Here is a 26,906-nt window from a genome sequence, read left to right on the forward strand (position 1 = left end):
AAAGTAAAGCCGATTGCATATAGAATCGCAATCGGCTCACTTATCTCTTATCCTTTTACTTCTTTCCAGACAACCGTCTGTTTTTCATTCCTTCAAGCAATTTCTGTTGAAGACGCAAGTATTCATGCAATTCGTCTCTGGAAAGTCCTTCGAACAGTTTCAGAAAAATAGATTCCCCAATTTTTTGTGCCTCGGTTAAAGCAATGATTCCCTTATCCGTAATGCCTAAATAAACCGTACGACGGTCTCCTTCATCATACAGGCGCTCAGCCAACCCATAGTTAACGAGTTTCGTGGCAATATGAGTGATAGCACCCTTCGTATAGCTAAGCATATCAGCGAGATCACTTTGCCTGATAGCCCCGTTTTCTCTCAACTCAGCCAACACGAGAACAGCTGATACACCAATTGGATAGGAGTAACGTGACGTAAATTCCACGATATGTTCATTGGATAGCTGTTCAATAGAATGAATTAAGTCAAACAGATTTTTTTGGTTCATCATAATCCCTACTTATCTGAGCATAGTTGCTCCGCCATCGACCATGATGGTTTGTCCCGTAATATATTGAGAATCAGCGCTTGCAAGGAAGACTGCTACACGGCCGATATCATCTTCCACATCACCGAAACGTCCAAGCGGAATCTTATTCACGACAGCTTGGTGATATTCTGGCTGTGCTTTTGCCCAAGCCCTTACACCTTCAGAATTAGCAATTGGACTAATCAGATTGACATTGATGCCATAGACTCCCCACTCATTAGCAGCTACACGAGTGATACCACGAATAGCCTCTTTCGCAGCAGCATAGGCTGCTTGCGTTTTGTCTCCATTTATTCCTGCTCCTGAGGCAAAGTTAATGATATTCCCTTGGGTTTCCTTTAGATATGGAAGGGCTGCCTGCATTAGATAGAATGTAGGATAAAAACCTGTTCCAAAGGATAGATCAAGATCTGCCTGTGTAGTTTCTTCAATCAATTTCTGTTTGGAAGCATGTGCATTGTTAACAAGTACATCCAATTTTCCATATTTATCGACAACTGTTTTAATAATATTCGGTAAATTTTCACGGTCCATTAAGTCTGCTTTTAAGAACATAGAATTCGGAGATATTTCCTGTACTACTTTCTCTGCAGCTCTTCCTGTTTCTTCATTCACATCAACAAGCACTAGGACCGCATCTTCTTTAGCCATTGCTTTCGCCATTCCTAGTCCGATTCCACCTGCACCACCTGTAATAACGACAACTTTTTCTTGAAGTTTCCCCATTTAAATCTCCCCTTTATTTTCTTATCTAACTATATTTTAACAGTAAATTGTTTAATGTTAAACTAATATGCTCACATATTCTTAAAGTTCAGACTAATCTACTTTTTTTCAGACAGAAGAATTAGGTCCTAATTTAACTAAATCAGTCTAGGAAATACAAACAATTCACACGAACTCACACTATCATCGCATACTTTTAATGACGGTTTAGAAAATCTGAACTGTTTTAATAGGTATCATCTTTAATAATTTTGGCTACCCTATACATAAATTTACTTAATTTTATTAAGGAGTAAGATATGTACAGAGGTATTATATTATTGGATGAAAGCTCCCCTTCCATCCAGGAACCAAATTTCGCAAAAAATTGTCCGATAAAATCAATTAACGATTTTATCTTTCAAAATGATATAGAAATAGCGATTTTAAATCCTTTCCAGATTACCAATTATTACACCCGTCCATTTGCCTTATATTTTGATTTGAGAAATAACAAAAAAAATCGTAGTGCCTCTTATGATTTTTTAATCATAAATTTCCATCAAGCTTTTCTCAAATTCACGGATACCTATCCGGAGTATTGGCATGAAATCCAGCGTTCATTTCAAATGATTCAATTCATTAAATGAACTCATTTTTTCTTAATTTTTACATAAACTCAGAAAAAAGCCTACAGAGTAGATATTCTGCAGGCCGTTCACACCACTCTTAGGTGGTATTATTTGATTATGATATTGTTAAAAACTAAACAGCGATTGGTGCTTTTATGGTTGGATGGGGGTCATATCCCTCTATTTTTATTTGCTCCAGATTCATATCAAAAATACTTTCAAACGAGGAATCAATGAACAGTTCAGGAAGTTCTCTTGGCTGTCTTTCCAATTGCGTCTTCACTTGTTCAACATGGTTTAGGTAAATATGTGCATCGCCAAGAGTATGAACAAATTCACCAACTTCAAGACCGCATTCAGCAGCAATTAAATGAGTAAGCAAGGCATAACTAGCGATATTAAAAGGCACGCCAAGAAAGATATCAGCACTTCTTTGATACAATTGACAGGAAAGCTTGCCATCTGCCACATGAAATTGGAATAGACTGTGGCACGGCGGCAAAGCCATAGTTGGTACATCTTCAGGATTCCATGCGGAAACAATCAACCTTCTGGATGAGGGGTTGCTTTTAATTTGTTCGACAACATCTTTAAGCTGGTCGATTGTTTCACCCGTTGATGTCTTCCATTCCCTCCACTGTTTCCCATATACATTTCCAAGCTCTCCATATTTTGCAGCAAAGGCATCATCACTTAAGATTTTCTCTTTGAACAATTCCATTTGTTCTCCATATGATTGATTAAATTCTTCATCCCGCAAAGAACGAATGCCAAAATCAGTCATATCAGGACCTGTATACTCGGAACTTTCAACCCATTTCTTAAATGCCCACTCATTCCAAATATTATTGTTATGCTGAAGCAGATATTTAATATTTGTATCTCCCTTTATAAACCAAAGTAATTCGCTGGCAATCAGGCGAAATGGCACCCTTTTGGTCGTTAATAAGGGAAAGCCCTCTTGCAAATTAAACCTCATTTGATGGCCGAAAATAGAGATTGTCCCTGTCCCTGTACGATCCGCTTTTTTTATTCCATTATCTAGCACATGCTGGCAAAGGTTTAAATAGGCCTGTTCATTTTTCACCACTAGTTCATCCTCCTACATCATTGTTGCTCTTTTAAAGTATAATCATTCTTTTCAATACTTTCTAGAAAATTATAGGTGAGGGGAGCTTTTAACAACAAATTGGTCCTGGTTTTTTCATTGTAATAAAGCATCGCAAAACATTCTGCAAAATACTCCTCCGGGTAATCGATAAAGTATGCTTGATTTGGAAAGAGATTCTGCACCTCTTTTGACCAAATTGCCTGAAAACCACTTGTTTTACTACTATCATTCAATATAATTTGATCGACCGAATGGCCAAGCTCATGCAGTTCTAGATTGACTGAATCATGATCCATTCCTTTTTCACTATAGCCGATTTTAACTAAGACGGTCTTGCCTCCTCCCATCCCCGGGACTTCATCCCAATTTTTCAAGGAATATCCCCTTGGCTGGATACCTTTTAGATGAGAAGCCTCTCGTTGATCAGTTAATGATCCGGTAAATAACTTTATTTTTATTTTATTAACTTCTAATGTTTTCAGTAAACTCTCAGGTAACTCACTTAACCTTTCTATAATACCGGTAGCCTCATCCCATTGATTGCGGTCATCAGGCAAAACCACTATTTTTGAAAGCAATGCTTCATTTTCAACTGAAGCTAAATTTTTTATATAGACAGACTGCGCATAGTTATCCTCTAAAGGAAATAGAATAAAAATAGTCATCAGTACGCAAATAAAATATAAGGCTGTTAATCTTTTAGTTTTTATCATCTGTTACAACTCCAGGAGAAGGGTAATTAGGGTTCTTCAAGATTTAGAGCACAAACCCCAAGCTCACCAACCAAATACGGTTCGTATAAAAATAGGTTTTTAAGGGGTATGTAAATAATCTCTTGGAGAGAACAGACGGACATATATGTAGGTTCATAAGAATTACCGCTAATGGACGTGATTGTCCAGTTAGCCAAATCATTAAAAATTATACCATAGGATGAGAGTTTACCAGTATGCAAAAAAAAGGAAATCTATGCTAACCGTTTGAACCTAAAAATCAACTTTGAGGCCTGATTAGCATTCTAGAATTTAGGGAGAGGTGGTTAATATCCGGTTCCATCCAGATAAATATAATCTTGATGAAGAAATAATGGAAGATCTGTACTCAGCTATGACCGATTGGAGATTAATTATGATAGACAGCCTAATTGCTCTTGGCTTCTGTATCGTTTTTGTCTTTATCCATTTATAAGAAAATCCCTGATCGAATCGATCAGGGATTTTCTTACATATTCAATGTTTGCTGATTTTTTTTCTTTTTGTAAAAGTGCAATAAAATAGTTACGCCAAAGATTAAAACAATTACGAAAAAGAACATGGCATGATCGATATGAAGGCCAAAATTAGAACCAACCATCTTAACAGCGATAAAAACAATCAAGATATAAGCGGCACTTTCAAGCTCTGGTATTTTATCAATAAGCCGTAGAAATATGCCTGCCACACCTCTCATCATTAATACACCCAAAATGCCCCCTACAAATAAAACCCAAACTTGTTGGCTCACACCAAAGGCCGCCAGGATACTATCTACAGAGAAAGCAATATCCATTAATTCTACTGATACAACTGTCCCCCAGAAGGTACCGAACAATCGTATAAGTAAGCCGGACTTTTTCACGTTTGGGACATCAGGAGTCGTTTCAAAATGTTTGTACTTTTTGTAAAAATACTGAATGGATAACCATGCAAGATAGGCTCCACCAATCAATTTCACCCACAGTATTTCAATCAGATAGACACCTACTCCAATAGCAAGGAAACGGAATAAATAGGCACCGATTAATCCGTAAAATAAAGCTTTTCTGCGTTGCTTTTCCGGCAAATCTTTAACCATTACCGCAAGGACAAGGGCATTATCGGATGATAGCAATCCTTCCATCAGCACTAACGTACCAATTAATCCCCAGCTGACAGGATCAGACAATACCTCAATCCACATTTGCCAATCAAAAAACATAGCGTATGTTTCCAGTAGCTGTGAAGTAAACTCATTCATGTTGTATTCATCTCCCATTTTTACTTTAACACAAAAAAGAAAATACGTTGATTGCAACGTATTAATCTGAGAATTTCAACCTATCAAATTTCTTTTCTTGCTCAGCTAATCCACTTTGGCGGTGTATTTTGGCTCCAATAAATTCTTGCCATAGAGTTATGTGAATCAAAATTATCTTTATATGTATGGTAATGAAATTCAAACCAATGACCTTCTCCAGGCGGGTTTTCTCTTCTGACGTGGAATCTGATTAAATCCTTATTTGTTTTCCGATCATACAAGTGAAATATTTTTTCGCTTAAGCCCCCGCTGGGCTTCTCTGATATCGCAATATTCAGCAATTTCTCTTCCGGAAACTCGGATGAGAATTGCTCCAGAATATATTCCATTTGTGGTAATACATTCGTATAAAATTCATCTTTTATATAGGGACCGATTCGATCTCCAAATTTTTCAAAGGATTGTTCCTCAGCACGAAGCATAGCATATGACAAAAAATCGCTTTGACTAAATAATGAAATGGATTCACTGTCATCGTAATGATTCTGGCCAATAAATGGATTGGTTTTGTTCTCTTTTACACTGTTCCCTTCATACCAATCTTGATATTGAGACGGAGATATTAATCCAAAGCTTAAAACAGAAAGTCCAACTACCAATGATTTCTTTAAGATGCTTGACCAATTTTTCACATTTAATCACCTGCCTATCTATCAAAATAAGCTGTATCATCAACCTCTTTACTCAATATCGAAAATTAAATTTTAATTTTTTCACTATTCTAATTCTATCACACCAAAATGAAATTTTGCAGTTTTTCTTTTTTCAACAGTAAAACCATACTTAGCAAACCGTTCACTTTTATAATGGTCTTTTAGTATAATCCGTTTTTTGGCAACTCTCATGGCCTGTTGAATGGCCTCTTTCGTCAAGTCCTCATATGAAGCAAATATTCCCAGTGATTGGATCCCCGTACTTTCAATCACTCTTTCAGTAAACATTGGATCAAAATAAACCACATCATAAGACCGATCGCTGGATCCTTCAAGAAAGCTTACATAATCCATATTGACCGTTTCGATCCTCTTTGCAGCCTCCCTCAGTTGTTCATTCTTAAATGGGTATCTTTGTAATCCATCATTGATAATAAAATAAATAAATGGATTTACCTCTAAAGCCGTAATTTTACCGCCATTTCCAATCATATAAGAAGCAATCAGCGCATCTGCCCCCATACCAAGTGTACAATCCAGGATTGACATCCCTTCGCATAAACCGGCAGCTCTGACAAAAGGATCCTCTTCCCCTTTATCAATCCTCTTCATACGGATGGCGGCCATATTGGGATGAAAGAATAGCGGATCTGTGGCATTTCTATCATACAATTCTGTCTTCATCTTCCCGACTACAAGACAAGACTCCTTATAATGGGCTTGCAATTGCTTAATCGTTTTTTTATTGCGTTCAATATAAGGAATTCCTAACTGATTTGCTGTATTTATTGCTTTTTGGATAAGTAAATCATTCGTTTTTTCAACCGTCGTGACAAACAAATTAATAGCTCCTTTAAATTCAATTAAAAAAGGAACACTCAAATGAGCATTCCTCTATACTTATTTGCAATACTCGGTAAAAGCGTTCAATAAATTCTCTCTGACGTCTTCTAATGTAAAGCCTTCGATCTCATGTCTTGGAATAAAATGAACCACTTCATTCCCTTTTAATAATGCCATAGATGGAGAGGATGGGACTTCTCCCAGATATTCTCTCATTCTTGCGGTGGCGTCCTTATCCTGACCTGCAAAGACTGTTACAAAATGATCCGGTTTAATTTCAGCATTTATCGCCTCTGCAGCAGCTGGTCTTGCCAAACCGCCAGCACATCCGCATACTGAATTTACTACTACCAGTGTGGTACCTTCTGCTTTTTCCATAAATTCATCCACTTGTTCCGGCGTTGTAAGTTCTTCAAAGCCTGCTTCTGTCAGTTCTGCTCTCATCGGCTTGACCATTTGTCTCATATATTCTTCATATGCCATAGACATTTTATATTCCCCCAATCAAAGTCTTTCATATGTTAGGATACAGTAGAAAGCTCACTGGTGCAATCAATGTATTCCCTTATATTGTATGTACGATTTCTATTTAGAATAAAACTCCAGTTCAGACAGGACTGCCTTCTTCTAATTAAAAACAATGCTGATGATTTATCCAATAAATTTTTTGATAGATAAAAAAGAGAGCTGCCGGAGCATTAGGCAGCTACTTCAAATAATCACTGTATTTAATTTTTGTTTTTTCTTGCTTCAGTCATTTGTTTCCATACAGATCCAAGCGCTTCATCGCCATTTTCAATGCGCTCAATAGCCATTTTCGCTTGCAAGGCCACTTCGAATTCTTCATCATTTTCAGCTTTACGCAATGCTGGTAAAGCCATTTCTCCTCCAACTTCATATAAGAACATTGCCGCTCTCCAGCGTACCAGCTTACTCGAATCAGCCAAAGCTTCGATCATAGCTGGTTCTGCATCAGGAAAACCTAAATCGGATAAACAGTCTCCGGCTGTTCTTCTAACCGTCACACTCTTATCCTTTAGTCCTTTATATAAATAAGGAAGTACGGAAATATCTTCAATCATTCCCAAGTAGACAACAGCAAGCCTTCTGATAGAGGCTTTTTCGTCCTGCAGTGCTTTATCAAGTAAAGGAAGATCTATTAATTCGGGATTTTCCATTTGATCCAAAGCCTGAAATCTTGCCTTCCAATCATCCTGTTCCAAATCACTTTCTGTTAACTTCCTCCGTTTAACTTTTACGGTTTCCGCTTTTTTGATCACATTCTTCGCCTCAGCAACGAGTTCAGCTAAACGTTCATCAGGATATAAGGCTATTAATTCATCCATAACCTCTTTCCCAATTTGCTCAAGCTCCCCGTACCGATTGCCGAAGTCACTCCATTTACGGATTAAAACAGCATTATCATCCTCTAGCTGTGCATCCCCAAAGGCATCAATAAAGTTTTTTGGCATGGCCCAGCGCTTTTCTTCCAGCTCACTATTTGCTTTTAGTTGAATCGGTATTCCTTTAAAAATCTGGATCTGTACTTTGACTTCTCCAAACCCTTTACCTGAATTCATGGGATTGCTTTTGGTTCCTTGCACTGACTCACCAAAAACGGTCCGAACCTGAGCCAGAATGCCAGGCCAATCATATTTGGCATTTCTCTCTACTGCCAGAAAGTCTGCTACATGATAGACACCTTTGACCCCTTCAATTGTTAAGACTTCTTTTATAAATGGAGGTGCTGTATCTAGTGTATCTTTTTTATAATTTGTACTTTTCCCTGTCGGTAATTCTTCATTTAGAATCACCTTCATTGTGTTCGGGCTTGGTGTCGGCTCAATTGAGACAATCCTCATATAAAAATCCCCCTGATCTATTAATCTAGGGGGATTGTAGCATATTCATTAAAATATTTACATTCTGACGATTTAACCTTCTTGAATTTCTGATAAATAAGACCAGCGTTCAATTAGATGCTCCAGCTCTTCATTTAATTGAATCTCTTCCTCGGCCAACTTATTCGCCAGTTCAAAGTCGCTGCCAACTGTATTTAATTCGTGTGCGACTTCTTCCAATCTTTTTTCTACAGATTCTATTTTTGCATCGATTCCTTCCCACTCACGCATCTCATGATAGGAAAGCCTCTTTTTGGTTTTAGGTTCTTCTGTACGTTTTACTTTGGAAGTCAATTCTTTTTCAGTTGCGATTACAGACTTATCCTGCTCCTGTTTCCATTCCAGATAATCACTAGCCTGCCCATAATATTTTTCTATATGGCCATTTCCGGTAAATACCCATAATTTATCACATGTTTTGTCCAAGAAGTATCGATCATGTGAAACGGTTATTACAACGCCGGGAAAATGCTGCAAGTACTCTTCTAAAACTGTTAATGTTTGAATATCCAAATCATTTGTCGGTTCATCCAATAACAAGACATTTGGTGATTCCATCAATATTTTGAGCAGATAGAGCCTTTTTCTTTCACCGCCTGAAAGCTTTCCAATAACTGTTCCATGGGTATGCGGTTCAAACAGAAAACGCTCAAGCATTTGTGCCGCTGAAATTCGCTCTCCATCCGCCAGCGTAACTGCTTCACTCGTCTCTCTAATATACTCAATCATCCGCTTATTGAGCGGTAATTCTTCATTTTCCTGAGTATAATACCCGACTAAAACGGTTGATCCCCGATCTATAGACCCAGCACTTATCGGTTCTACACCCGCGAGCAGTCTTAATATCGTCGTTTTCCCACTGCCATTAGCTCCGAGGATCCCAATCCGATCACCTTTTTGCAAGATTGCAGAGAATTGATCTATTAACAATTTATCCTCATAAGATTTTGAAAGGCCAGACAGCTCCAACACTTTTTTACCCAATCGGGTGGAGGCGACATCCAAGGTTAATTCCTCAGTGTTTTTCCCGGATTTTGCTTCTTCCTGTATGGATTCAAAACGTTGAATTCTAGCTTTTTGTTTGGTTGTTCTTGCTTTGGCACCTTTACGCATCCAGGCCAATTCCTGCTGAAAAAGCCTTGATAGTTTATGTGTGGATTTCGCTTCCATTTCGTCTCGTATCGCTTTGATTTCTATAAACTTCTCATAATTTCCATCAAATGAATGCAATTCACCCTTATCAAGCTCCCAAATCTTTTTAGTCACCGCATCGAGAAAATATCGATCATGGGTAACGAACAAAACTGAGCCTTGATATCCTTGGATGTATTCCTGCAGCCACTGAATGCTATCATAATCAAGATGGTTCGTAGGCTCATCCAGAATGAGTAAATCTGCTTTTTCCATTAATGCTTTAGCTAAAGCACAACGCTTTTTTTGGCCTCCGGATAAAGATCCCATTTTTGCATTAAGATCTTTTATTCCAAGCTTATTTAACATAATTTGCGCATTCGAATGGATTTCCCATCCTCCATTTGCATCCATTTCAGCCTGCAAATGAAACATGTTATCAAGAAGTGCCGAATCATTTGGCGACTCCTTCATACGTTCCAATAATTCCTCGTATTTTCGGACAGTCTGAAAAACAGGTGAATCATTTCTATAAATAAAGGCTAATACCTTCTCTTCTTCATTTACTTCAACATTTTGTCCAAGGTAGGAAATTCGATAATCCTTTGGTTTATCCACCATCCCGGCGTCCAATTCTTCAATACCGGCGATTATTTTTAACAAAGATGATTTCCCAGTCCCATTTAAACCGATTAAACCAATCTTTTCATTTTCACTGATGGTGAACTCAATATTCTTAAAGAGGGTTTTCTCTCCATATTCTTTTTTTACGTCTATTCCTTTTAAAACTTTCATTCAATCAATTCCTTTTTAAACTGTTCTAAGAATAACAGGATAAATTGATGACGATCCTCTGCCATCTTTTGTGCGGTGCCTGTATTCATCAAGTTCTTTAATAGTAGTAATTTATCATAAAAATGCGTGTAAGTACTAGAGGCAGAATCATCGTTTGGTATATAAATAGGTTGCCCTTTATAGCCGCCATATGTAAAAGCGCGCGCTATCCCAATCGCTCCAAGTGCATCTAATCGATCTGCGTCCTGTACAATTGCTGCTTCAGGAGATAATTCCTCTTTCAAGCCCTCCCTGAATGATATACTGGCAACATCTTTTTTTATCTTATCAATAATGGCTTTATTCTTCACATTTGATTCAAGCCAATTACTCAGAATCTCATCTCCCGCTTTTTTTGTCCCATTCAGTTTGGAATCAGAGATATCATGCAGGAGGGCAATCAATTCGATTAGTTCTGGGTCACCCGTTTGTTCTGTCTGGCAGATGAGTAATGACAGCTTCCTGACGCGATTCATATGATGCCAATCATGCCCGGTCGTATCGGTTAAGAATCTTTTTTTCACGAATCCTTCAGCTGCTTCAATCACTTTTTGCATAGCAAACTCCTTTACTTTTCCATCCATCCAATTCCAACCGTTTCCACGCCTGCATGAAGACATAGCGCAGTTCCAAGCGGATGGATCGTAACTGCTATTTCCTTATTCAGCCTATCAACCATTTGGGACCAATCATTTGTTTGGCTGATATGTTTCCCATACAGCATAAATACTTCATCAATTTGGCACAACTCAAGTGATTCTTTTAAATAGGATTGAATCCTTTCAGTTGCCTTTTTCCACGTACGAACCTTGGTCTTAATGTGCATGCTTCCGTCCTGGAAGGTCACAATTGGTTTTATATGAAGAAGGCTTCCCAAATAATAATTAGATGTGTTCAGTCTGCCGCTATTATGCAGCTGCTGAAGTGAACCAATCCATACAAATACTTTTAATTTTGATTTCATGTCATGTATAGCTTCAACTACTGCCTTGGGTTCATAAAAATTTTCCCATATTTTAATAGCTTTCTTTATTAAAAATGTCATTGGATAGGAAAGGAAATGAGTATCTACATTATAGACAGGAATATTAACCATTTCTGCCGCCTGAATACTTGCAGAATATGTACCGCTCAATTTAGCAGAAATATGAAAGGAAAATATGAAATCATACGTTTCAGCAAGCTGATTATATAGATTTTTAAAATCACCGACAGATGGCTGTGATGAGGTAAGCGCGGACCCTTTATCCATTTGCTGCACCAACTCATCCGTTGTTATATCCACACCATCCAAATATGAATGACCATCAACTACAATGTGAACCGGTAGAATATACACATCCTTATTGGCTTTAAGTTCATCGTCTAAAACAGCTGAACTGTCTGTTACCCAGGCTACTCTTTTCATAGTACTCCCCCACCATTCAGGAATATAGAACACAGATAAATGATGTTTACCCTATTATAACCAAAAGTTTTTTCAAAAAGATACAAATATAAAACCCCTCCACCCGAATGGAGAGGTCCGTCCTATAATAAATCATTAATGCTTTTCTCTACTTCAGACAGTTTTGTGGACGGGGCGAATCGTTTCACAATCGTACCCTTGCGATCAATGAGAAATTTTGTGAAATTCCATTTGATTGCTTTCGAACCCATCATACCGGGTGCCTGTTCGGTTAAGTAGGTAAATAAGGGGTGTGCTTGGTCTCCTCTGACATCCACTTTAGAAAACATGGGGAAAGTGATGCCATAATTTGTTCGACAGAACGAATGGATCTCCATGTCATCGCCTGGCTCCTGATTCATAAATTGGTTGCACGGAAATCCCAGGACAACCAAGCCCTGACTCTTGTACTTTTGATATAAATCTTCCAACTCTTTGTATTGCGGTGTAAACCCACATTTACTGGCTGTATTAACAATTAGCAAGACTTTATCCGTATATTGTTCAAAGGAGATTTCATCTCCATTAATTAAGTTTGCCTTAAAATCATATATATTCATCATCTTCACTCCCGCTGAAATTACATCACCGATTCATTATTGTTTTTATACTTGAAGAACTAGGCATCTGTTTTTAGTATATGCAGGACTTGTTTTACATAGGAATGCAGCTGATCAATTTCATCCTCGTATAACGGTTTATCCTGTTTGATTTCAATTGTTACGAAAGGATCTTCATGCTTAAATCCAATTGGTGTATGTTTAAAAACCCTATAGGTGTAGCCTTTATCCCATATTTGTTTTAAAACATGAATATTGCGGAGAGGGTGTTCAGGATCAATATACCTGAATTTAATTTTAAGATCGCATCCCGGCTCGCGTTTTGTTATAGAAGTAAGTTTTTCTGATGAAAAAGATTGTAAACCTGCACTTAAGGATAACGTGCATTCCACCGCTTTTTCTTTTGACGTTTCAAGTCTGGTGCTAATCTCAAATATTCGCGACATATAAGCCAAATCGACATAGTCATGCCTGTCAATAATGGCAAGCTCGCCCTCCAAGTCCAAGTCATAAAAAGCACCTTCTACGACTACTTTCAGGTTTTCAAAAACAGATGGATCAAACATTAGATCACCCCCGATTAATAGATTTAGTCATCCGATTAAAAAAGTCCTGCTGCATTGCCACTTTCATCAACATCCATCTTTAAGGCTGCCGGGCTTTTTGGCAATCCGGGCATAGTCATAATATCCCCGGTAAGTACCACAATAAATCCAGCTCCAATAGAAGGTTTTAGTTTTTTAATATACAATGTAAATCCCTCAGGCCTTCCTAGCAATTGAGGATTGTCAGATAAAGAGTATTGAGTTTTGGCCATACAAACAGGGAGTTCTCCCCATCCCTCTGCTTCGTATTTTTCCATTTGTTTCAGAGCATCAGGAGAATATTCGATTTTTTGGGCTCCATATACAATTTTAGCTACTTTTTCAATCTTTTGCTGAAGGGAATCCGATGGTTCATACAAACGTTTGAATGTATTGGCTTTTTTCATCATAAGTTCTTCCAATTTAGTAGCGAGATCTATACCACCCTGTCCACCTTTTTCCCATACTTCTGTTAATGAATAAGGTAAACTATACTTCTCACATAAAGAGTTAAATAACTCCACTTCTGCTTCAGTATCAGCAGAAAATTTATTTAAAGCTACAATATATGGCAAACCGAAAGCCTGAATGGTTTCACTATGCTTTATTAAATTCTGAAAACCTTTTTCTAATGCCTTTAGATTTTCTTCTTTAAGTTTATCCGAGTTTACTCCACCATGCATTTTTAAGGCTCTTAACGTAGCTACAATGACAACGGCATCCGGTCTAATATCCGCCGCTTTTGTCTTAATATTCAGGAATTTCTCCCCACCCAAATCAGCTCCAAATCCCGCTTCTGTCACACAATAATCTGCCAGTTTAAGGGCTGTTTTTGTGGCAAGCACGCTATTGCATCCATGTGCTATATTCGCAAATGGACCGCCATGAATAAGGGCCGGGGTATGTTCAATGGTCTGAACTAAATTAGGCTTTAATGCTTCTTTCAGCAATAAAGTCAATGCTCCTTCCACCCCTAAATCAGATACATAAACAGGCTTATCATGATAGGTATATCCAATCATAATTTTACCTAATTTATTTTTTAAATCGTCTAAGTCTATCGCAAGGCACAAAATGGCCATTATTTCAGAAGCAACGGTGATATCAAAGCCATCTTCACGCGGTATCCCGTGCTTGTCCCCGCCAAGACCGATGACAATATGGCGAAGGGAGCGGTCATTCATATCAAGAACCCTTTTCCAAATGATTTTACGTGGGTCAATTTGTAGTTCATTTCCCTGGTGAATATGATTATCTATCAGAGCAGCCAGTGCATTATTTGCTGTCGTAATAGCATGAAGATCTCCAGTAAAGTGCAGATTTATTTCATCCATCGGCAGCACCTGCGAATAACCGCCGCCAGTTGCTCCCCCCTTAACTCCCATAACAGGACCGAGGGAAGGTTCTCTCATCGCAATCATTGATTTCTTGCCAAGAAGCGAAAAAGCATCTCCTAAACCAACGGTTACTGTTGATTTTCCTTCCCCTGCTTTAGTAGGGTTAATAGAAGTGACAAGAATTAATTTTCCGTCCTTTTTTGTACTTCTAGTTTTTAAAACGTCCAGAGAAATCTTCCCTTTATATTTACCGTATGCTTCCCAATCGTCCTCATTTAAGCCAATGGTTTTAGCAATTTCTTTAATGGGTTTCATTTTTGCATTTAATGCAATCTCAATATCACTTTTTATAACTGTGTTTAAATTCATGTTGTCCCCCCTAAACAATAGTCATAATTAGTTTAACAAAAAATATATATCAAACGCACATTATTATTTACAACCTCATGAAAATATGAATACAATAGGTAGTATTATTCTATTATTCCAAATATTTTAAACAATTATAAACAGGGAGGTCCATATCTTGCCAATTACTATTCCAAATAATTTACCAGCCAGACACATTTTGGAAGAAGAAAATATTTTTGTAATGGATGATAAACGTGCACACCATCAGGATATACGACCTTTGACAATTCTTATTTTAAATTTAATGCCAGAAAAAGAGAAAACTGAAATACAACTATTGCGGTTACTCGGAAATACTCCTTTGCAAGTTAATATTACCTTTTTAAGGATGAAAACACATGAAAGTAAAAATACATCCCATTCACATTTAGAGCGATTTTACTCAACCTTTCATGAAATATCGGACAAGCGTTTTGATGGCTTAATCATCACAGGCGCTCCCGTTGAGAAAATGGAGTTCGAGAGAGTGAATTATTGGAGTGAACTAGTGGAAATTATGGATTGGTCAAAAAAACATGTAACATCCTCTCTCCATATATGCTGGGGAGCTCAAGCTGCTCTATATCATCATTTTGGAGTATCAAAGCAAGTATTAAACAAGAAATGCACTGGTATTTACAAGCATAAAGTCCTGCAGCCATATGAAAGCCTTGTGAGAGGGTTTGATGATGTTTTTTTCGCTCCACATTCAAGATATACAGATGTTGAAGAACAAAAAATAAAAAATCATGAAGATTTGATTGTCCTGGCAGAATCTGATGAGGCTGGTTTATTTTTGATCGCCTCTAGGGACAAACGGTTAATCATGGTAACCGGTCATCCGGAATATGAGGTTACAACACTTGCTCAGGAATATAGACGGGACTTAGCGAAGGGACCACTTGCCCCCATACCTGAAAATTATTTTCCTGATAATGACCCCGATTCGCTGCCTTTTCACACTTGGAAAAGCCACGCCAGCCTTCTATTTTCAAATTGGCTGAACTATTATGTTTACCAGACAACCCCATATCAGTGGTAATTATTTAAAATGGTTAATGTAAAAAAGACAGCGATGGGTAGTGACCCCTAAAAGTTAGTTTTTTTTATTCTAACTTTTGGGGTGCGGCACCATGTGTGCTGTCTTTTTTCGATATATGATTATTAAACTTCATTGATGATTTTAACAATTTCTATTTCCGGGAATGCCATTAGGTCAATGATCCCTCTCTCTGTCTTCACTAGAGACTTGAGTGGATTATAACGATTTAGGAGAAGGATGCACCCGCATTCACCATTGCTCAATTTTACTTTTTTCCCCACAAGAGCCTGGAGCAATCCCTCCATGAAAACCAATAAAATATGGGCGTCTAATCTTCCATATATATCATTTTGCATTTGTTCGATGATTAAATAAAACGGAGTTGCTTCATGATAAACTCTTTCTGAAGACATAGCATGATAGATATCGGCAATGGCTACAATTTTAGAGAAATAATGAATTTGATCTCCTCTCAAGCCAGAAGGATATCCCATCCCATCCTCTCTTTCATGATGCTGGAGAGCAACAATGCCGGCTGAATCTGGAATCGTATTCAATCCACTTAATAATTCATGGCCATAGACAGTATGTTTCATCATTATAGTGTATTCCTTAGATGTTAGCTTACCTGTTTTATTTATAATTTCTTCAGGAATCATGGTTTTTCCGATATCATGCAATACTGCGCCAACCATCAATTCTTCAAGCTCTCCTGAAGTCAGTCTCAGCCAATTCCCAATAATGCCGGACAGAATTCCAACACATATGGAATGCCAGTAAGTATACTCCTCTTTACTTTTATTTTGATGAAGTAACTCAAAAATTCTGGGACTGGATGAAGCATTCTTTATAACTGGGATAATCTCCTGCCTGATTCGCCTAACAGATTCTATTCCATTCCTATTTATATCATTAAAAATATTGCGAAAGTCACTGCATGCTTGATCCATACTTAAAGATACCTCTGCTATCGGCATTGATCGCACTTGCTCATCCCTTTTCTTAGCAGATAATTTTCCCTCTATATTTCCCCTTAAATCTTTTAGCAATTGGTCCGTATAGACCGTTTCCAAAAGATAATTAGATAAACCTTTTTGACGTGTATCCATCAGGTCCCCCCGAAAATATAATCCGCTTGTTTTTAACAAATTATACCATACTTATCTACCCATTCTCCAAATTCATAAAATTTTCAAAAATTTTTTAAAATCCATTTTGACACCGGATATTTGAATGTTGTATATTGAGATTATCATGGCTTATCTAAAAGTTATGATAAATAGTAATTGGCACAAAGTGGCCACAGTTTTAGGAGGAATAGTTTTATGCAAAACGGTAAAGTGAAATGGTTTAACAATGAAAAAGGTTTTGGTTTTATCGAAGTTGAAGGCGGAGAAGATGTATTTGTTCATTTTACAGCAATTCAAGGTGAAGGATACAAATCTTTAGAAGAAGGCGAAGAAGTTACTTTCGAAATCGTTGATGGAGAAAGAGGACCACAAGCAACTAACGTTCAAAAAGTTCAATAAGGAACCAAAATTAACAGCCGTCTACTGAATAGGCGGCTGTTCTGTATTTTGATTTAAATTTTCTCCAATTTGTTTCAATGATTCACCAACCGTGCACTGATTAATACAGAAGCGGTGTGCATAAGTGCGACCATTATCAAGGACATTTTGTTTGTGTAAAAAGCAACCCTCACAATACATGTTCAATAATGAATCGACTTGTTTTAGCATGGCCTTTTTCCTTTTTTTCTTTTTCATAGACCTGTCACCCCATGTTTGGTAATTCAATTTGGCTGTCTATCTTGATGTCTTCAAGTGCCTGAGTTGCCAACCGATGCGTTTCTTCATTTTCTTTTCTTGGAATCGCCATGACCTCGACATGTAATCCAAGATCTTTAAGTTTTTGTTCAATCCGATCCAACCACTTATTCAAATTTTCCTCATAACAGGGCCATTCTCCTGTTAATTGTTTCAAAACAACTTGAGAATCACCTTTAATCATAATTTTTTGATGCTTCACACCCAATTGCTCCAACTTTTGGACAGCTGCCAGCAACGCACAATATTCTGCCTCATTATTGTTTTCGATATAATCAAAACGCTCATTGTTACGCAAACGGTATTTTTTATTGTTTTGAGTGTAATAGATTGCAATACCCGCCCCTGCAATCGTTTCACCCGGTTTATGGCTTCCATCAAAATAGATAGTGACATTTTGAGGTGACCCATCAATATCTTCCGTTAACTTCTGAAATTGTTTCCTGGTCCATTCCTGACCAAGTTCATCAATAATAATGAGTTCACGCAATCTTCCGGTACTTTCTAAATCATTGGCAATTTTTAAAGCAAACTGGCTATCCAATTCTTCTGATGTAAACGTTACCGAAGGCATTTTCGATTTATGGTACACCCACTTCAATATTACTTTCATTTCTTTCTTCCTTTCCGGTCCGAAATCCTAATTACATACCTATATATAAATTATCCTGATGACATAAAAACTATTACTGTAGACAATTGATAAAAACTGATGTACCTTTTATTTTGAAAGGATGTTTTTGTATGATAGAAGTATATGTGGACGGCGCAGCAAAAGGAAATCCAGGTCCAAGCGGTGCTGGTATTTTTATAAAAGCAGATGGAGAAGTCTATCGGTATTCCATACCCCTTGGCATCAAAAATAACCATGAAGCTGAATATCTGGCTCTCATTCATGCTTTGAAAATATGCCTGGATAGAAAGTATGAAGTGATCTCTGTTCGTACAGATTCAAAGCATGTCGCTGATGCAATGGAAAAAGAGTATGTTAAAAAAGAGCCATATAGACAATTACTTAATCAGGCTCTGGAGCTTTCGTCACAATTCAGTTTATTCTTCATCAAATGGATACCTGAGTCTCAGAATAAATCAGCTGACCAGTTATCTCGTAAAGCAGTGCAAATGAATGAGGCTGAGTAAAGCACTTGATCAATGATTTTGAAAATCCAGACAAAATGAATGTACCCTGACCTCTTTATTGTGAGGTCTTTTATTTTGCAATTGTAAAACATTAGCAGACTTCCCGAACCTCAAGCATTGGTGGCAAATCTTTATAACGTTATTATTTACTCTGACTTACCCTATAACCGTTCGCCAATCATATATATGATCATCTTTAAATTAGTGGAGCTATATCTAAAATAAAAAAGACATCTTTTTAAATGTCTTTTCTCTACCCTATACTCATCCATCTACTGTTAAAACCATTATAACCAGTCCCCATTTTCTTATTAATGGGATACCTTTAAAAAGTTTAGTGCAAGAATGACATCCATTGTGATGAATTGAACCAAAGGTACTTTAAATTATTATAATCAGAATCACATAAAAGAACCTTACCCTGATATAGTAAGGTAGCTACGATACTTGTAATCCAAGTTTTTCCATTACATAATCCGCTTCTTTTCTGTTGGTGATTTTACTATTAACTAATGTTTCTAGTAAGGATATATAAAACCCGCCATCAAATCTCTTTTGAGCCTTTAATGTATATTCTAACGCTATACTTACGATCCAATCTGGTGCTGAAGTTAACTGTTTTCCAAAATAGATAAATCCTATTGCCTCTTCTCCAAGTTTAAAGCCTTTTGAAGATAACATACATATATAATCTTCTAATTTTTCCATGTATCCCCAAACACACTCCTTGTTTAAAGTACTCTATCATTGTAAAACATTTTTTATAAGTTGGATATAGCTTTTTGTCGAATTATCTGAAAGTGATGATCCCTCTCTACTCTTTTCATAAATCTAAAGGGAATCTGTTTTATTTATGCGCGACATGTTTAGATAGATATTCATCTATAATTTTTTTATGGCTTTTGACGATTTTTTGCGGTAGCTCATCAGGATAGAAGTATTCAAATTTTATCGATTCACGATCATCCACATTTAGTTCACCTGTATATTCATCTGTATAATACGCTACCGTTACGCAATAAAATTCATCACCGTTTTCAACCTTAACAAAATAATCCGATCCTGAATAAACATTTATAAAATGAAGCTTGCCTACCTTAAGGCCAGTCTCTTCCTCGACTTCTCGTCTGGCCACTTCCTCAGTCGTTTCTCCCAATTCCATTAATCCGCCAGCCAGCCCCCATGATTCCATGGGAAATTTCCTTTGTTGCAATAATAATCTGCCCTTTTCATCTATAATAACCGCAACTGAACCGACTAATATTAATGGTCGATGGCCAACAATCGTTCTCAGGTCTTCAATATACCCCACTTCACATCTCCTCCTTTGGCATTCTATGCTGCTTGCTATCAGATATAGTAAATGTTACACCGGTTATTTTGTATGTTTGAATGAATCAAAAGGATAAAAAAATACGAGCTTTAAACCCTTAGGTATAAAGCTCGATTGTTTACGGATACAGTCATCTTTTAACTGACACGAATTTTAAGTTCCAAGTCATCCAGCTCACTTGCCAATATGTCATAATCGATATCAAACATTAGATGATCATGAGTCCAATCCTCAAATACATCTATTTGGCAAATAATTTGGGCTAATTCTTTACTGATAAAGGCTGACTCCTGTCCGGCAGCCAGTTTCTTTTTACATCGATTGAATTTTGGATCTAATAATTCCAGCTGTTCATAGACACCTTCAAGTGTTTGATAATGCTGAATAAGTGGCAGAGCTGTCTTTTCACCGATACCCGGACAACCAGGAATATTATCACTTGTATCCCCCAGTAACGCTTTAACATCCACCCATTGCGCAGATTCGATTCCAAAATCCTCGCGGAAATGATCAATTGTATAAACCTTGTCACCCGTCTTACTTGCGATTATTTGGCTCGTATTCTCATTCAGCAATTGAAAGAGATCGCGATCATTACTGTATATGAAGCATTTTCCCATGTTACTTGCGCTCCACATAGTAGAGATCGTGCCTATCACATCATCTGCTTCATAGGATGGTACAGACAGTTGCGGAACACCAATCCGTTCCAGACTCGAACGCAGTGTCTCATATTGCATGATTAACGGTGCAGGCAATTCTCCGCGTGTTGCTTTATAAAAATCAAATTTCTGTCTGCGGGATGATTCCTCACGCTTCACATCCCATGCTACCCCTAAATGAGTGACTTGATGTGTTTTAATGAGGCTGAACATTTTTTGAAAAAATACCCGTAACGCATTCGTATAGACCCCGTTTTTATTTCTATATAGTTGATCTTCCGTTTTTCCGTAAGCAGTCGCAAAATAACCTCTGCTAAGTAAGTTGAAACCATCTATTAATAATAATGAATTGTTATTTTCACTCATCCTAATCCCCCTGCAATCTGACTCCATGTTATCAGATTGTAACACATCCTGGTTTCATTCTCCTCTAAAAAAATTCCCATCAAACCAATTTATTGGTCAGTTTTTATTTCACTTTCAGGATAGGATATCCAATCACTAAAACTGCCGGCATATAGTTTTACATTCATAAAACCAGCTTCCTTAAGTGCAATAAAATTTGGAGTGGCTGTAATGCCGGAACCGCAATACACAATGATTGGTTCATCCTTCTGTAAATGTTCAAAACGTTTTTCCATCTCTGCTTCAGACAAATACTTGCCATCCCTAAAATTTTCGGTCCAAACCATATTAATTGCGTCTGGTATATGCCCGGCTTTATGATCAATCGGCTCATGCTTGCCTTTATACCGTTCGGATTCTCTTGAATCAATCAAATAGCCATGCCGATTACTTTCTGTCCACTCCTTTACCTCAAGATAAGTGGCTAAGAGATTCTTGTTTGCAGATGGCATATAATCGGACGGAGTGGGTTTGGGGATATTTGGTGTTACTGGATACCCTTTCTTGAGCCAAGCTTTTAATCCTCCATTCAGGACATATACATGATCATAGCCGTAATACTGAGCTAACCAAAGGAAACGTCCTGCAAAAGCTCCTTCCCCTCCATCATAGGCAATTACGATGGAATGCTCCTCTATTCCGGCAACTTTCATTTTTTCGATAAACTCTTTTCTGCCAGGGATAGGATGTCTGCCGCCATGTTTTGAAACAGGCCCGGATAAATCCTGAGCGACATCCATAAAAAACGCACCAGGTATATGGAGCTCCCTGTACTTTTCTCTTCCCAACTTTACATTTGACAAACTGAATTGGCAATCAATCACACGCACATGATTATGATTCAAATGATCAAAGAGCCACTCAGGTTCTTTTACCAGCTGCAAGCTCATTCTCCTTTCCTGATTCCAAAATCAGCTTAATTTTCCTCTCTGACTCCAAGTACATTTCCGTATTCGCTTGCTTATTCAAAGTCATTTCCATACCCTTCAATCGTTCCATTCCTTCCATTTTCATTTCGTCAATCAAAGAAAGGCTCAAATAATGAATGGCTTTTTCAAAGTGGCTTATTAACTTAATCTGCTGTTCAGAATAGTAAACGTTGAGTTGTTCATTTAATCTACTCAAAAAGGCATCCGATAATAATTTCCTGCCATTCCTTTCAAAAAAGTGTTGTGTTCCTTTAAAAATTTTCAATTCTTCTTTAAAATGGTCTGCCGTTAGATTGGGGAGCACTCTTTCCGTTCTATATTCAGATTCAATTGCTATATTCGGTTCACTGAATGACCAATCTTTGTGGATAGATTGAATATCTTTAACCAACTCGATATAGGCATCCTGTATGCTTTTTCTCATCATGACTTCTAACCGTAACGATGTAGCCTGTATTTCATTCTCTAATTCGATTCGTATTTGATCAAGCAGTCGGTTCGTACACATTATAAGGGATTGACGATTATCCTTTAACGTACCTGGGTTAAAAATTTCTCTGAAATAATTCGAGAAGTTCAGGTTGATCCGTTGCTTACTAAAATGAATCAGCTCTTCTGTTTCCTGTTTCATTTGGGCTACTTGATGATTAAATGTTTTTTCATTTAATTTATCTAGGACTTGTTCCCAGTCTTCATGCAATTCGGCACGCCTTTTTACCTTTTGCTCCTGACTTTCACTCGACAGTTCAACCAGACGGCTCGTAAGCTGTAGCGTTTTTTTCAAATCCTTCTCGCCTGCATGAATTAATATCCCTTTTAGTTCGTGTTGAATGAATGTATAAAAAGATGATTCAAAAAAAGTAAACAGCTTGGTATATTCCTCATTCTCTTGATTGAATACGCCGGTCCTTCGTTGAAGTTCTGCCCGGCTTGAAATCGGATATATACGCGGATTATGGATGCCAGATGTCTGTAATTCACTCCGTAAGTAACCCTCAACCAACTTCCTCTCATCCAAATTCTCAGCTAAATCTGCCGCATTTAAAAGAAAGAACATCTTGTCCATACTGAATGAATCCTTTACCCGTCCAAGTTGATCAAGAAAATTACGGTCTGCTCGGGAAAATGGGTGATTATAATACGTAATAAAACAAATGGCATCCGAATGTTTTATATAATTGAATGACGTACCTGTATGTCTAGCATTAACAGAGTCCGCTCCAGGTGTGTCTACTAAAATAATCCCTTTACGAGTTAGGTCGCAATTATAATATAAATCTATGCGTTCAATAAAGCATGATTTTGACTCGTCCGTTGCAAATTCAGGAAACTCTTCAATTGACACTGTAAAATTTTTACCAAGGTTTTCTTCAAATGAATCGATCCCCTCGATAAAGGCCTCTAGGAAAGAAACCTTCAGGCCAAGTGCATAACTTTGTTTCTTCAGCATGATTTTTGCCTGTTTTTTTGCCATTGCTATATCTTGTACTTTCAAACCACTCTCAGACATCAGCTCATTTAAATCATCCAGCAGCATTGCCTCTGTTTTAGCATGAATGATCGCTGTACCGTGCTTATAAATATCGTTTGGCGGCAAAATTCGATTAATCACCGCGGTCGTAGGATTCGGCGATACTGGTAAAACATTTGCTCCGAGGAGCGCATTGGCGAATGATGATTTTCCAGCGCTGAAAGCACCAAATAGCGCTAGAGTATAGGTTTGATTCAGCAAAGAATCTGCACGATTTTTCAGTTCCTGCGCGAGCTTTTCCATACCCGGCAGCTGGATGATCGCCTGGGATGCGTTTTGCAGCTTTAGAGCCATTTGCTCCGGAGTATAGACAGATTTCGTCTGCTCAATATCCGTTGAAACCATTTTCTCATTTGGTTCGGGTTCTTTGCTCAGAAGCTCTTTATGATTCATCTCCACTATAGTCTCAGCTATCTGTTGGCCCTGGAGGAAGGTCATTACTTCTGTCATCGGATACTTGGAACGTTTCGTTAATTCAGCTTTTATTTTATCCTTATATTTCCGTTGATTAGACAATTCTACTTGCCATTCCTGCCAGATTTTTTGAAGATTAGACTGTTCGGACTTTAATTCCTCTTCAATCTGATTCATACGTTGCTCCCTTTCCTCTTCCCAAAGGTTCCCCAAGGTTTCAAAGAGAGTTAACGCTTTTTTACCTGCTTCTTTTTTTATGGAGCCTGCCAAGTCTTTTGAAAAGTTCAGCACCAAATCCCCAGTAACAGAAGCAAGCGATTCCATCTGGATAAAATCCTCGTATGGAATTGTGTAGTCATAAGATTGGATGATATCTAAACCTTCTTGTTTTTGCCCCGGATAGTCATTCATCATTCTTTGAAAATAGTCATTAAGATTCCATAAAATCGTAGATTCTGTCTGCTGTTTAATCGTTTGAATCAAATCCAGCTTACGCTTTCCTTTTTCCTGTTCTGTTTTACTTTTTCCGAATAATCTCCCAACTTTAAAGGACGAAACATTAGATTCTAGATAGGCTTTTGCCAATTCTCTTGTTTCATAAGGAGTAATATTGCTATTCTCGATAATATGGCCAATTTGTTCGTCAAATACACTTTCTTCTTGATCACGAAAATCAATTATACTTTTACTGAACACTTCAGCAGAATCAATTAATTCTATAAGGTGTTGGTTCTGATTGTCCTGCAACTGATGTTCCAGGTGATTTCTTGCTCGATTGGAATCTGTTTCTTTCCAATTTAAATGCTCGGTCATCAATTGATCAAGAAGTACCTTCACATCGTAAGCCGGTGGAAGACTAGCCAATTCAGATATTTTTTCAATTACTTGATCTACTTGATTATATGGATGTTTCTCTTCCTTCATAGTGGTAAAATAGAATTCTTCAACGGAGATATCCCATTCCTTAAAAGCTTGCTTTACACTTTGTTTGAGTGAAATAAATGAAAGTTCATCTTCATTATGTTTGTCAATTTGATTAATGATGACAAATATACGTTTCCCCATTCGCGCAAGATCCCGTGTGAACTGAAAATTTATTTCAGATTGTATATGATTGTAATCGGTCACATAAAAAACCGCATCAGCCAAATGGAATGAAGAGGCAGCCGATAGTTCATGAGCTTCATCTGTTGAGTCAATTCCTGGAGTATCCAATAACACTAACTGGTCACTGTATGGAAAATTCTGAATCCTCAGCTCAATTTTTTGTATAGATTCACCGTTTCTCGCAAATTCCTTAATCCTGTTAAAATCGATTGGCGGCTGAAAGACTAAACATTTTTCATTATTTAAGAAGACTCTTGCTTCGCCATCTCCGCTTCGTATTTTAACAATATTGGCACTCGTAGGAATTGGACTGGAAGGTAAAATTGCCTGTTTCAAAATATAATTAATGAGAGTAGATTTTCCGGCTGAAAAATGTCCGCAAAATGCTAAACTATATTCATTTTCATTTACTTTATTCATAATATCAGTGATTTTTTGTGCTCGAACCTGATCTCCATCTTGTTCAAAGTACTTATAAATTGCGTAAAGCTGACTTAGTGTTGCTCCCCTTGTATGCGCTGTCATCATTATCCCCTTACTTGAATTCATTATCTTTTTTATTTTAGCGAAAATTGAGATAATTGCCCATAATTTTGTATTAAAGTAAAAAAAATAAGCCTGGACCTATCGTCCAAGCTTATATATTTGGATTCGATTGTGAATGAGCTTCTAAAACTTTTGGATTCGCTACATTATTTAGTACATAAATCATGACTCCGCTTAAGGCTGTTACCGTTGTTCCAACAAATAACCAAACCATTAACATTCACCTTCCCTGTCACGAAGTTAATTGATAACGTCTCTCATTATAAATTCAGTGTATCATCAATGATAATCATTTTCAATCAAAATCCGATTTCATACAAATATTACCTCTCCCTCCCCGCTCCTCTATGTAAATGATCCGTATCATCACTCAGATACAAAAAATCCACCCTAACTGATCAAGGCAGATTCTTTATCAATTATATTCGGTTAATTGTCACCCTTCTTCTCATTATGCTGAATCGTAATAAAAATTTCTTTCATCTGATCCTGTCCACAAACATGACAGACTTTCAGCGTTTCTTGGATAGAATGACAATGCCCACAATAATATTTTTTCATATGTGAATCCGCCTTTTTTTACATACAGTATATGTAAAGATGGTTTGGCAGGTTCTTAATTTAAAATCTATTACCACACTTTACACCAATCGGAAATTGAATAAAGATATTTTGGATTTATTATTCGTAAATTATAATTTTGAGTTCTCATATCAACTTTTAAGTTACCATCTATAAATTAGTTAATTACTATTCTTTAATTAATTGTATTGAAGCTAAAATTTTATAGAAACCTCAGCAGGATTTCTTATATGTTCGATTTAATTACGATATGTGGGCTAGTCCCACTCAGAGGGTTTAAGTGAAACGCTGGTCGAAAAGGCACATTCTATCAACTGCAGTGTGCCTCTTTACTTTTAAACGTTCTATTTTTTTATTTTGTATGTAAATTGTACAGGAATAACAATGGGGACTTACATATCATAATCCAGATTATATTTCAATTAAAGGAGTGAAATTTGTGAGTGATGACCAAAATCAATCCCCACAGTTGATCCCTCAGCAGATTATTAATTTACTGGTAAGTGATCTTTTTCGGAAAAATGGAATTAACGTCGAGAAGGCCAAAGAAAATTTATCCGATGAACAAAAGCTAATGATAAAAGAATTAGTTAGTGATTTGACCAACCAAGTAGAATCATTTGTAAAATCATCAACTGGAGATAACAAAAACACTTAAAAAT

General features: G+C 37.2%; 30 protein-coding genes. 6 read left to right on the plus strand and 24 right to left on the minus strand.

The features are described from left to right. Positions 1 to 55: 55 nt before the first annotated feature. Together AC4G3K_RS00985 and AC4G3K_RS00990 are read right to left on the minus strand one after the other, a co-directional pair. Positions 56 to 502, minus strand: coding sequence for a MarR family winged helix-turn-helix transcriptional regulator (locus AC4G3K_RS00985; protein ID WP_491075417.1), 447 nt, complete (start codon positions 500 to 502; stop codon positions 56 to 58). A 12-nt stretch (positions 503 to 514) separates the two neighbouring features. Next, a complete protein-coding gene (locus AC4G3K_RS00990; RefSeq protein WP_491075418.1) occupies positions 515 to 1,270 on the minus strand; it encodes an SDR family NAD(P)-dependent oxidoreductase in 756 nt (251 codons plus the stop codon). A gap of 299 nt (positions 1,271 to 1,569) precedes the next feature. On the opposite strand from AC4G3K_RS00990, the gene AC4G3K_RS00995 reads away from it, so the two are divergent. Then, the gene (locus tag AC4G3K_RS00995) at positions 1,570 to 1,899 is read left to right on the plus strand and encodes a hypothetical protein (protein ID WP_491132163.1); all 330 of its coding nucleotides are present in this window, start codon (positions 1,570 to 1,572) and stop codon (positions 1,897 to 1,899) included. 115 nt (positions 1,900 to 2,014) lie between these two features. On the opposite strand, the gene AC4G3K_RS01000 is transcribed toward AC4G3K_RS00995, so the two are convergent. Both AC4G3K_RS01000 and AC4G3K_RS01005 read right to left on the minus strand, forming a co-directional pair. Continuing rightward, the gene (locus AC4G3K_RS01000) at positions 2,015 to 2,971 is read right to left on the minus strand and encodes a thymidylate synthase (protein ID WP_491132164.1); all 957 of its coding nucleotides are present in this window, start codon (positions 2,969 to 2,971) and stop codon (positions 2,015 to 2,017) included. Positions 2,972 to 2,988: 17 nt separating this feature from the next. After that, complete coding sequence (locus AC4G3K_RS01005) at positions 2,989 to 3,705, minus strand: anthrax toxin lethal factor-related metalloendopeptidase (protein ID WP_491132165.1); 717 nt, start codon at positions 3,703 to 3,705, stop codon at positions 2,989 to 2,991. A gap of 322 nt (positions 3,706 to 4,027) precedes the next feature. On the opposite strand from AC4G3K_RS01005, the gene AC4G3K_RS01010 reads away from it, so the two are divergent. Further along, a complete protein-coding gene (locus tag AC4G3K_RS01010) occupies positions 4,028 to 4,180 on the plus strand; it encodes a hypothetical protein (protein ID WP_491075421.1) in 153 nt (50 codons plus the stop codon). A gap of 33 nt (positions 4,181 to 4,213) precedes the next feature. Here AC4G3K_RS01010 and AC4G3K_RS01015 read toward each other — a convergent pair whose 3' ends face one another. The 11 genes from AC4G3K_RS01015 to AC4G3K_RS01065 form a co-directional block, all read right to left on the minus strand. Further along, a complete protein-coding gene (locus tag AC4G3K_RS01015; RefSeq protein WP_491075422.1) occupies positions 4,214 to 4,987 on the minus strand; it encodes a TerC family protein in 774 nt (257 codons plus the stop codon). Between the two features lie 101 nt (positions 4,988 to 5,088). Then, positions 5,089 to 5,679: a YpjP family protein gene (locus tag AC4G3K_RS01020; protein WP_491075423.1), complete on the minus strand. Its 591-nt coding sequence runs from the start codon at positions 5,677 to 5,679 to the stop codon at positions 5,089 to 5,091. An 84-nt stretch (positions 5,680 to 5,763) separates the two neighbouring features. Continuing rightward, a complete protein-coding gene (locus tag AC4G3K_RS01025; RefSeq protein ID WP_491132166.1) occupies positions 5,764 to 6,540 on the minus strand; it encodes a class I SAM-dependent methyltransferase in 777 nt (258 codons plus the stop codon). 60 nt (positions 6,541 to 6,600) lie between these two features. Next, positions 6,601 to 7,032: a BrxA/BrxB family bacilliredoxin gene (locus tag AC4G3K_RS01030; RefSeq protein WP_491132167.1), complete on the minus strand. Its 432-nt coding sequence runs from the start codon at positions 7,030 to 7,032 to the stop codon at positions 6,601 to 6,603. A gap of 239 nt (positions 7,033 to 7,271) precedes the next feature. Next, positions 7,272 to 8,405, minus strand: coding sequence for a conserved virulence factor C family protein (locus AC4G3K_RS01035; RefSeq protein WP_491132168.1), 1,134 nt, complete (start codon positions 8,403 to 8,405; stop codon positions 7,272 to 7,274). 72 nt (positions 8,406 to 8,477) lie between these two features. Next, a complete protein-coding gene (locus AC4G3K_RS01040; RefSeq protein ID WP_491132169.1) occupies positions 8,478 to 10,370 on the minus strand; it encodes an ABC-F family ATP-binding cassette domain-containing protein in 1,893 nt (630 codons plus the stop codon). Next, the gene (locus tag AC4G3K_RS01045; RefSeq protein WP_491132170.1) at positions 10,367 to 10,993 is read right to left on the minus strand and encodes an HD domain-containing protein; all 627 of its coding nucleotides are present in this window, start codon (positions 10,991 to 10,993) and stop codon (positions 10,367 to 10,369) included. The genes AC4G3K_RS01040 and AC4G3K_RS01045 overlap by 4 nt, the downstream gene beginning before the upstream one ends. Next, a complete protein-coding gene (locus tag AC4G3K_RS01050) occupies positions 10,978 to 11,817 on the minus strand; it encodes a DegV family protein (protein WP_491075429.1) in 840 nt (279 codons plus the stop codon). The genes AC4G3K_RS01045 and AC4G3K_RS01050 overlap by 16 nt, the downstream gene beginning before the upstream one ends. A 122-nt stretch (positions 11,818 to 11,939) precedes the next feature. Then, a complete protein-coding gene (locus AC4G3K_RS01055; protein ID WP_491076223.1) occupies positions 11,940 to 12,416 on the minus strand; it encodes a glutathione peroxidase in 477 nt (158 codons plus the stop codon). Between the two features lie 59 nt (positions 12,417 to 12,475). Then, positions 12,476 to 12,982, minus strand: coding sequence for a hypothetical protein (locus tag AC4G3K_RS01060; RefSeq protein ID WP_491075430.1), 507 nt, complete (start codon positions 12,980 to 12,982; stop codon positions 12,476 to 12,478). A 35-nt stretch (positions 12,983 to 13,017) separates the two neighbouring features. After that, positions 13,018 to 14,706, minus strand: a complete 1,689-nt coding sequence (locus tag AC4G3K_RS01065) for a formate--tetrahydrofolate ligase (protein ID WP_491132171.1) — start codon at positions 14,704 to 14,706, stop codon at positions 13,018 to 13,020. A 157-nt stretch (positions 14,707 to 14,863) separates the two neighbouring features. Here AC4G3K_RS01065 and metA point away from each other — a divergent pair, with 157 nt between their 5' ends. Continuing rightward, positions 14,864 to 15,769: a homoserine O-acetyltransferase MetA gene (gene metA, locus AC4G3K_RS01070; RefSeq protein WP_491132172.1), complete on the plus strand. Its 906-nt coding sequence runs from the start codon at positions 14,864 to 14,866 to the stop codon at positions 15,767 to 15,769. Positions 15,770 to 15,891: 122 nt separating this feature from the next. On the opposite strand, the gene AC4G3K_RS01075 is transcribed toward metA, so the two are convergent. Next, a complete protein-coding gene (locus tag AC4G3K_RS01075; protein ID WP_491132173.1) occupies positions 15,892 to 16,878 on the minus strand; it encodes an HD-GYP domain-containing protein in 987 nt (328 codons plus the stop codon). A gap of 216 nt (positions 16,879 to 17,094) precedes the next feature. Between AC4G3K_RS01075 and cspD the strand changes: the two genes are divergently transcribed. Then, complete coding sequence (cspD, locus tag AC4G3K_RS01080; protein ID WP_491075434.1) at positions 17,095 to 17,298, plus strand: cold-shock protein CspD; 204 nt, start codon at positions 17,095 to 17,097, stop codon at positions 17,296 to 17,298. A gap of 21 nt (positions 17,299 to 17,319) precedes the next feature. On the opposite strand, the gene AC4G3K_RS01085 is transcribed toward cspD, so the two are convergent. Both AC4G3K_RS01085 and AC4G3K_RS01090 read right to left on the minus strand, forming a co-directional pair. Next, a complete protein-coding gene (locus AC4G3K_RS01085) occupies positions 17,320 to 17,535 on the minus strand; it encodes a zinc-finger domain-containing protein (RefSeq protein WP_491132174.1) in 216 nt (71 codons plus the stop codon). Positions 17,536 to 17,542: 7 nt separating this feature from the next. Next, complete coding sequence (locus AC4G3K_RS01090) at positions 17,543 to 18,208, minus strand: reverse transcriptase-like protein (RefSeq protein WP_491075436.1); 666 nt, start codon at positions 18,206 to 18,208, stop codon at positions 17,543 to 17,545. A gap of 131 nt (positions 18,209 to 18,339) precedes the next feature. On the opposite strand from AC4G3K_RS01090, the gene AC4G3K_RS01095 reads away from it, so the two are divergent. Next, the gene (locus AC4G3K_RS01095) at positions 18,340 to 18,735 is read left to right on the plus strand and encodes a reverse transcriptase-like protein (RefSeq protein ID WP_491075437.1); all 396 of its coding nucleotides are present in this window, start codon (positions 18,340 to 18,342) and stop codon (positions 18,733 to 18,735) included. 438 nt (positions 18,736 to 19,173) lie between these two features. Here AC4G3K_RS01095 and AC4G3K_RS01100 read toward each other — a convergent pair whose 3' ends face one another. The 6 genes from AC4G3K_RS01100 to AC4G3K_RS01125 all read right to left on the minus strand — a co-directional run bounded on the left by AC4G3K_RS01100 (position 19,174) and on the right by AC4G3K_RS01125 (position 25,876). Continuing rightward, positions 19,174 to 19,443: a DUF6123 family protein gene (locus tag AC4G3K_RS01100; protein ID WP_491132175.1), complete on the minus strand. Its 270-nt coding sequence runs from the start codon at positions 19,441 to 19,443 to the stop codon at positions 19,174 to 19,176. A gap of 139 nt (positions 19,444 to 19,582) precedes the next feature. Beyond that, entirely contained in the window at positions 19,583 to 20,047 is a 465-nt protein-coding gene (locus AC4G3K_RS01105) for an NUDIX hydrolase (RefSeq protein WP_491132176.1), read from the minus strand. A 158-nt stretch (positions 20,048 to 20,205) separates the two neighbouring features. After that, positions 20,206 to 21,096 carry a 5'-3' exonuclease gene (locus AC4G3K_RS01110; protein ID WP_491075440.1) on the minus strand — a complete coding sequence of 297 codons (891 nt, stop codon included), beginning with the start codon at positions 21,094 to 21,096 and terminating at the stop codon, positions 20,206 to 20,208. 89 nt (positions 21,097 to 21,185) lie between these two features. Further along, positions 21,186 to 22,019, minus strand: a complete 834-nt coding sequence (locus AC4G3K_RS01115) for a sulfurtransferase (protein WP_491075441.1) — start codon at positions 22,017 to 22,019, stop codon at positions 21,186 to 21,188. Then, the gene (locus AC4G3K_RS01120; protein ID WP_491132177.1) at positions 21,997 to 25,641 is read right to left on the minus strand and encodes a dynamin family protein; all 3,645 of its coding nucleotides are present in this window, start codon (positions 25,639 to 25,641) and stop codon (positions 21,997 to 21,999) included. Before AC4G3K_RS01120 ends, AC4G3K_RS01115 begins: the two co-directional genes overlap by 23 nt. Before the next feature lie 112 nt (positions 25,642 to 25,753). Then, positions 25,754 to 25,876, minus strand: coding sequence for a hypothetical protein (locus AC4G3K_RS01125; RefSeq protein WP_491075443.1), 123 nt, complete (start codon positions 25,874 to 25,876; stop codon positions 25,754 to 25,756). Positions 25,877 to 26,683: 807 nt separating this feature from the next. Here AC4G3K_RS01125 and AC4G3K_RS01130 point away from each other — a divergent pair. Next, the gene (locus tag AC4G3K_RS01130) at positions 26,684 to 26,902 is read left to right on the plus strand and encodes a spore coat protein (RefSeq protein WP_491075444.1); all 219 of its coding nucleotides are present in this window, start codon (positions 26,684 to 26,686) and stop codon (positions 26,900 to 26,902) included. Positions 26,903 to 26,906: the final 4 nt, after the last annotated feature.

It is taken from the genome of Bacillus sp. z26, assembly GCF_058313635.1.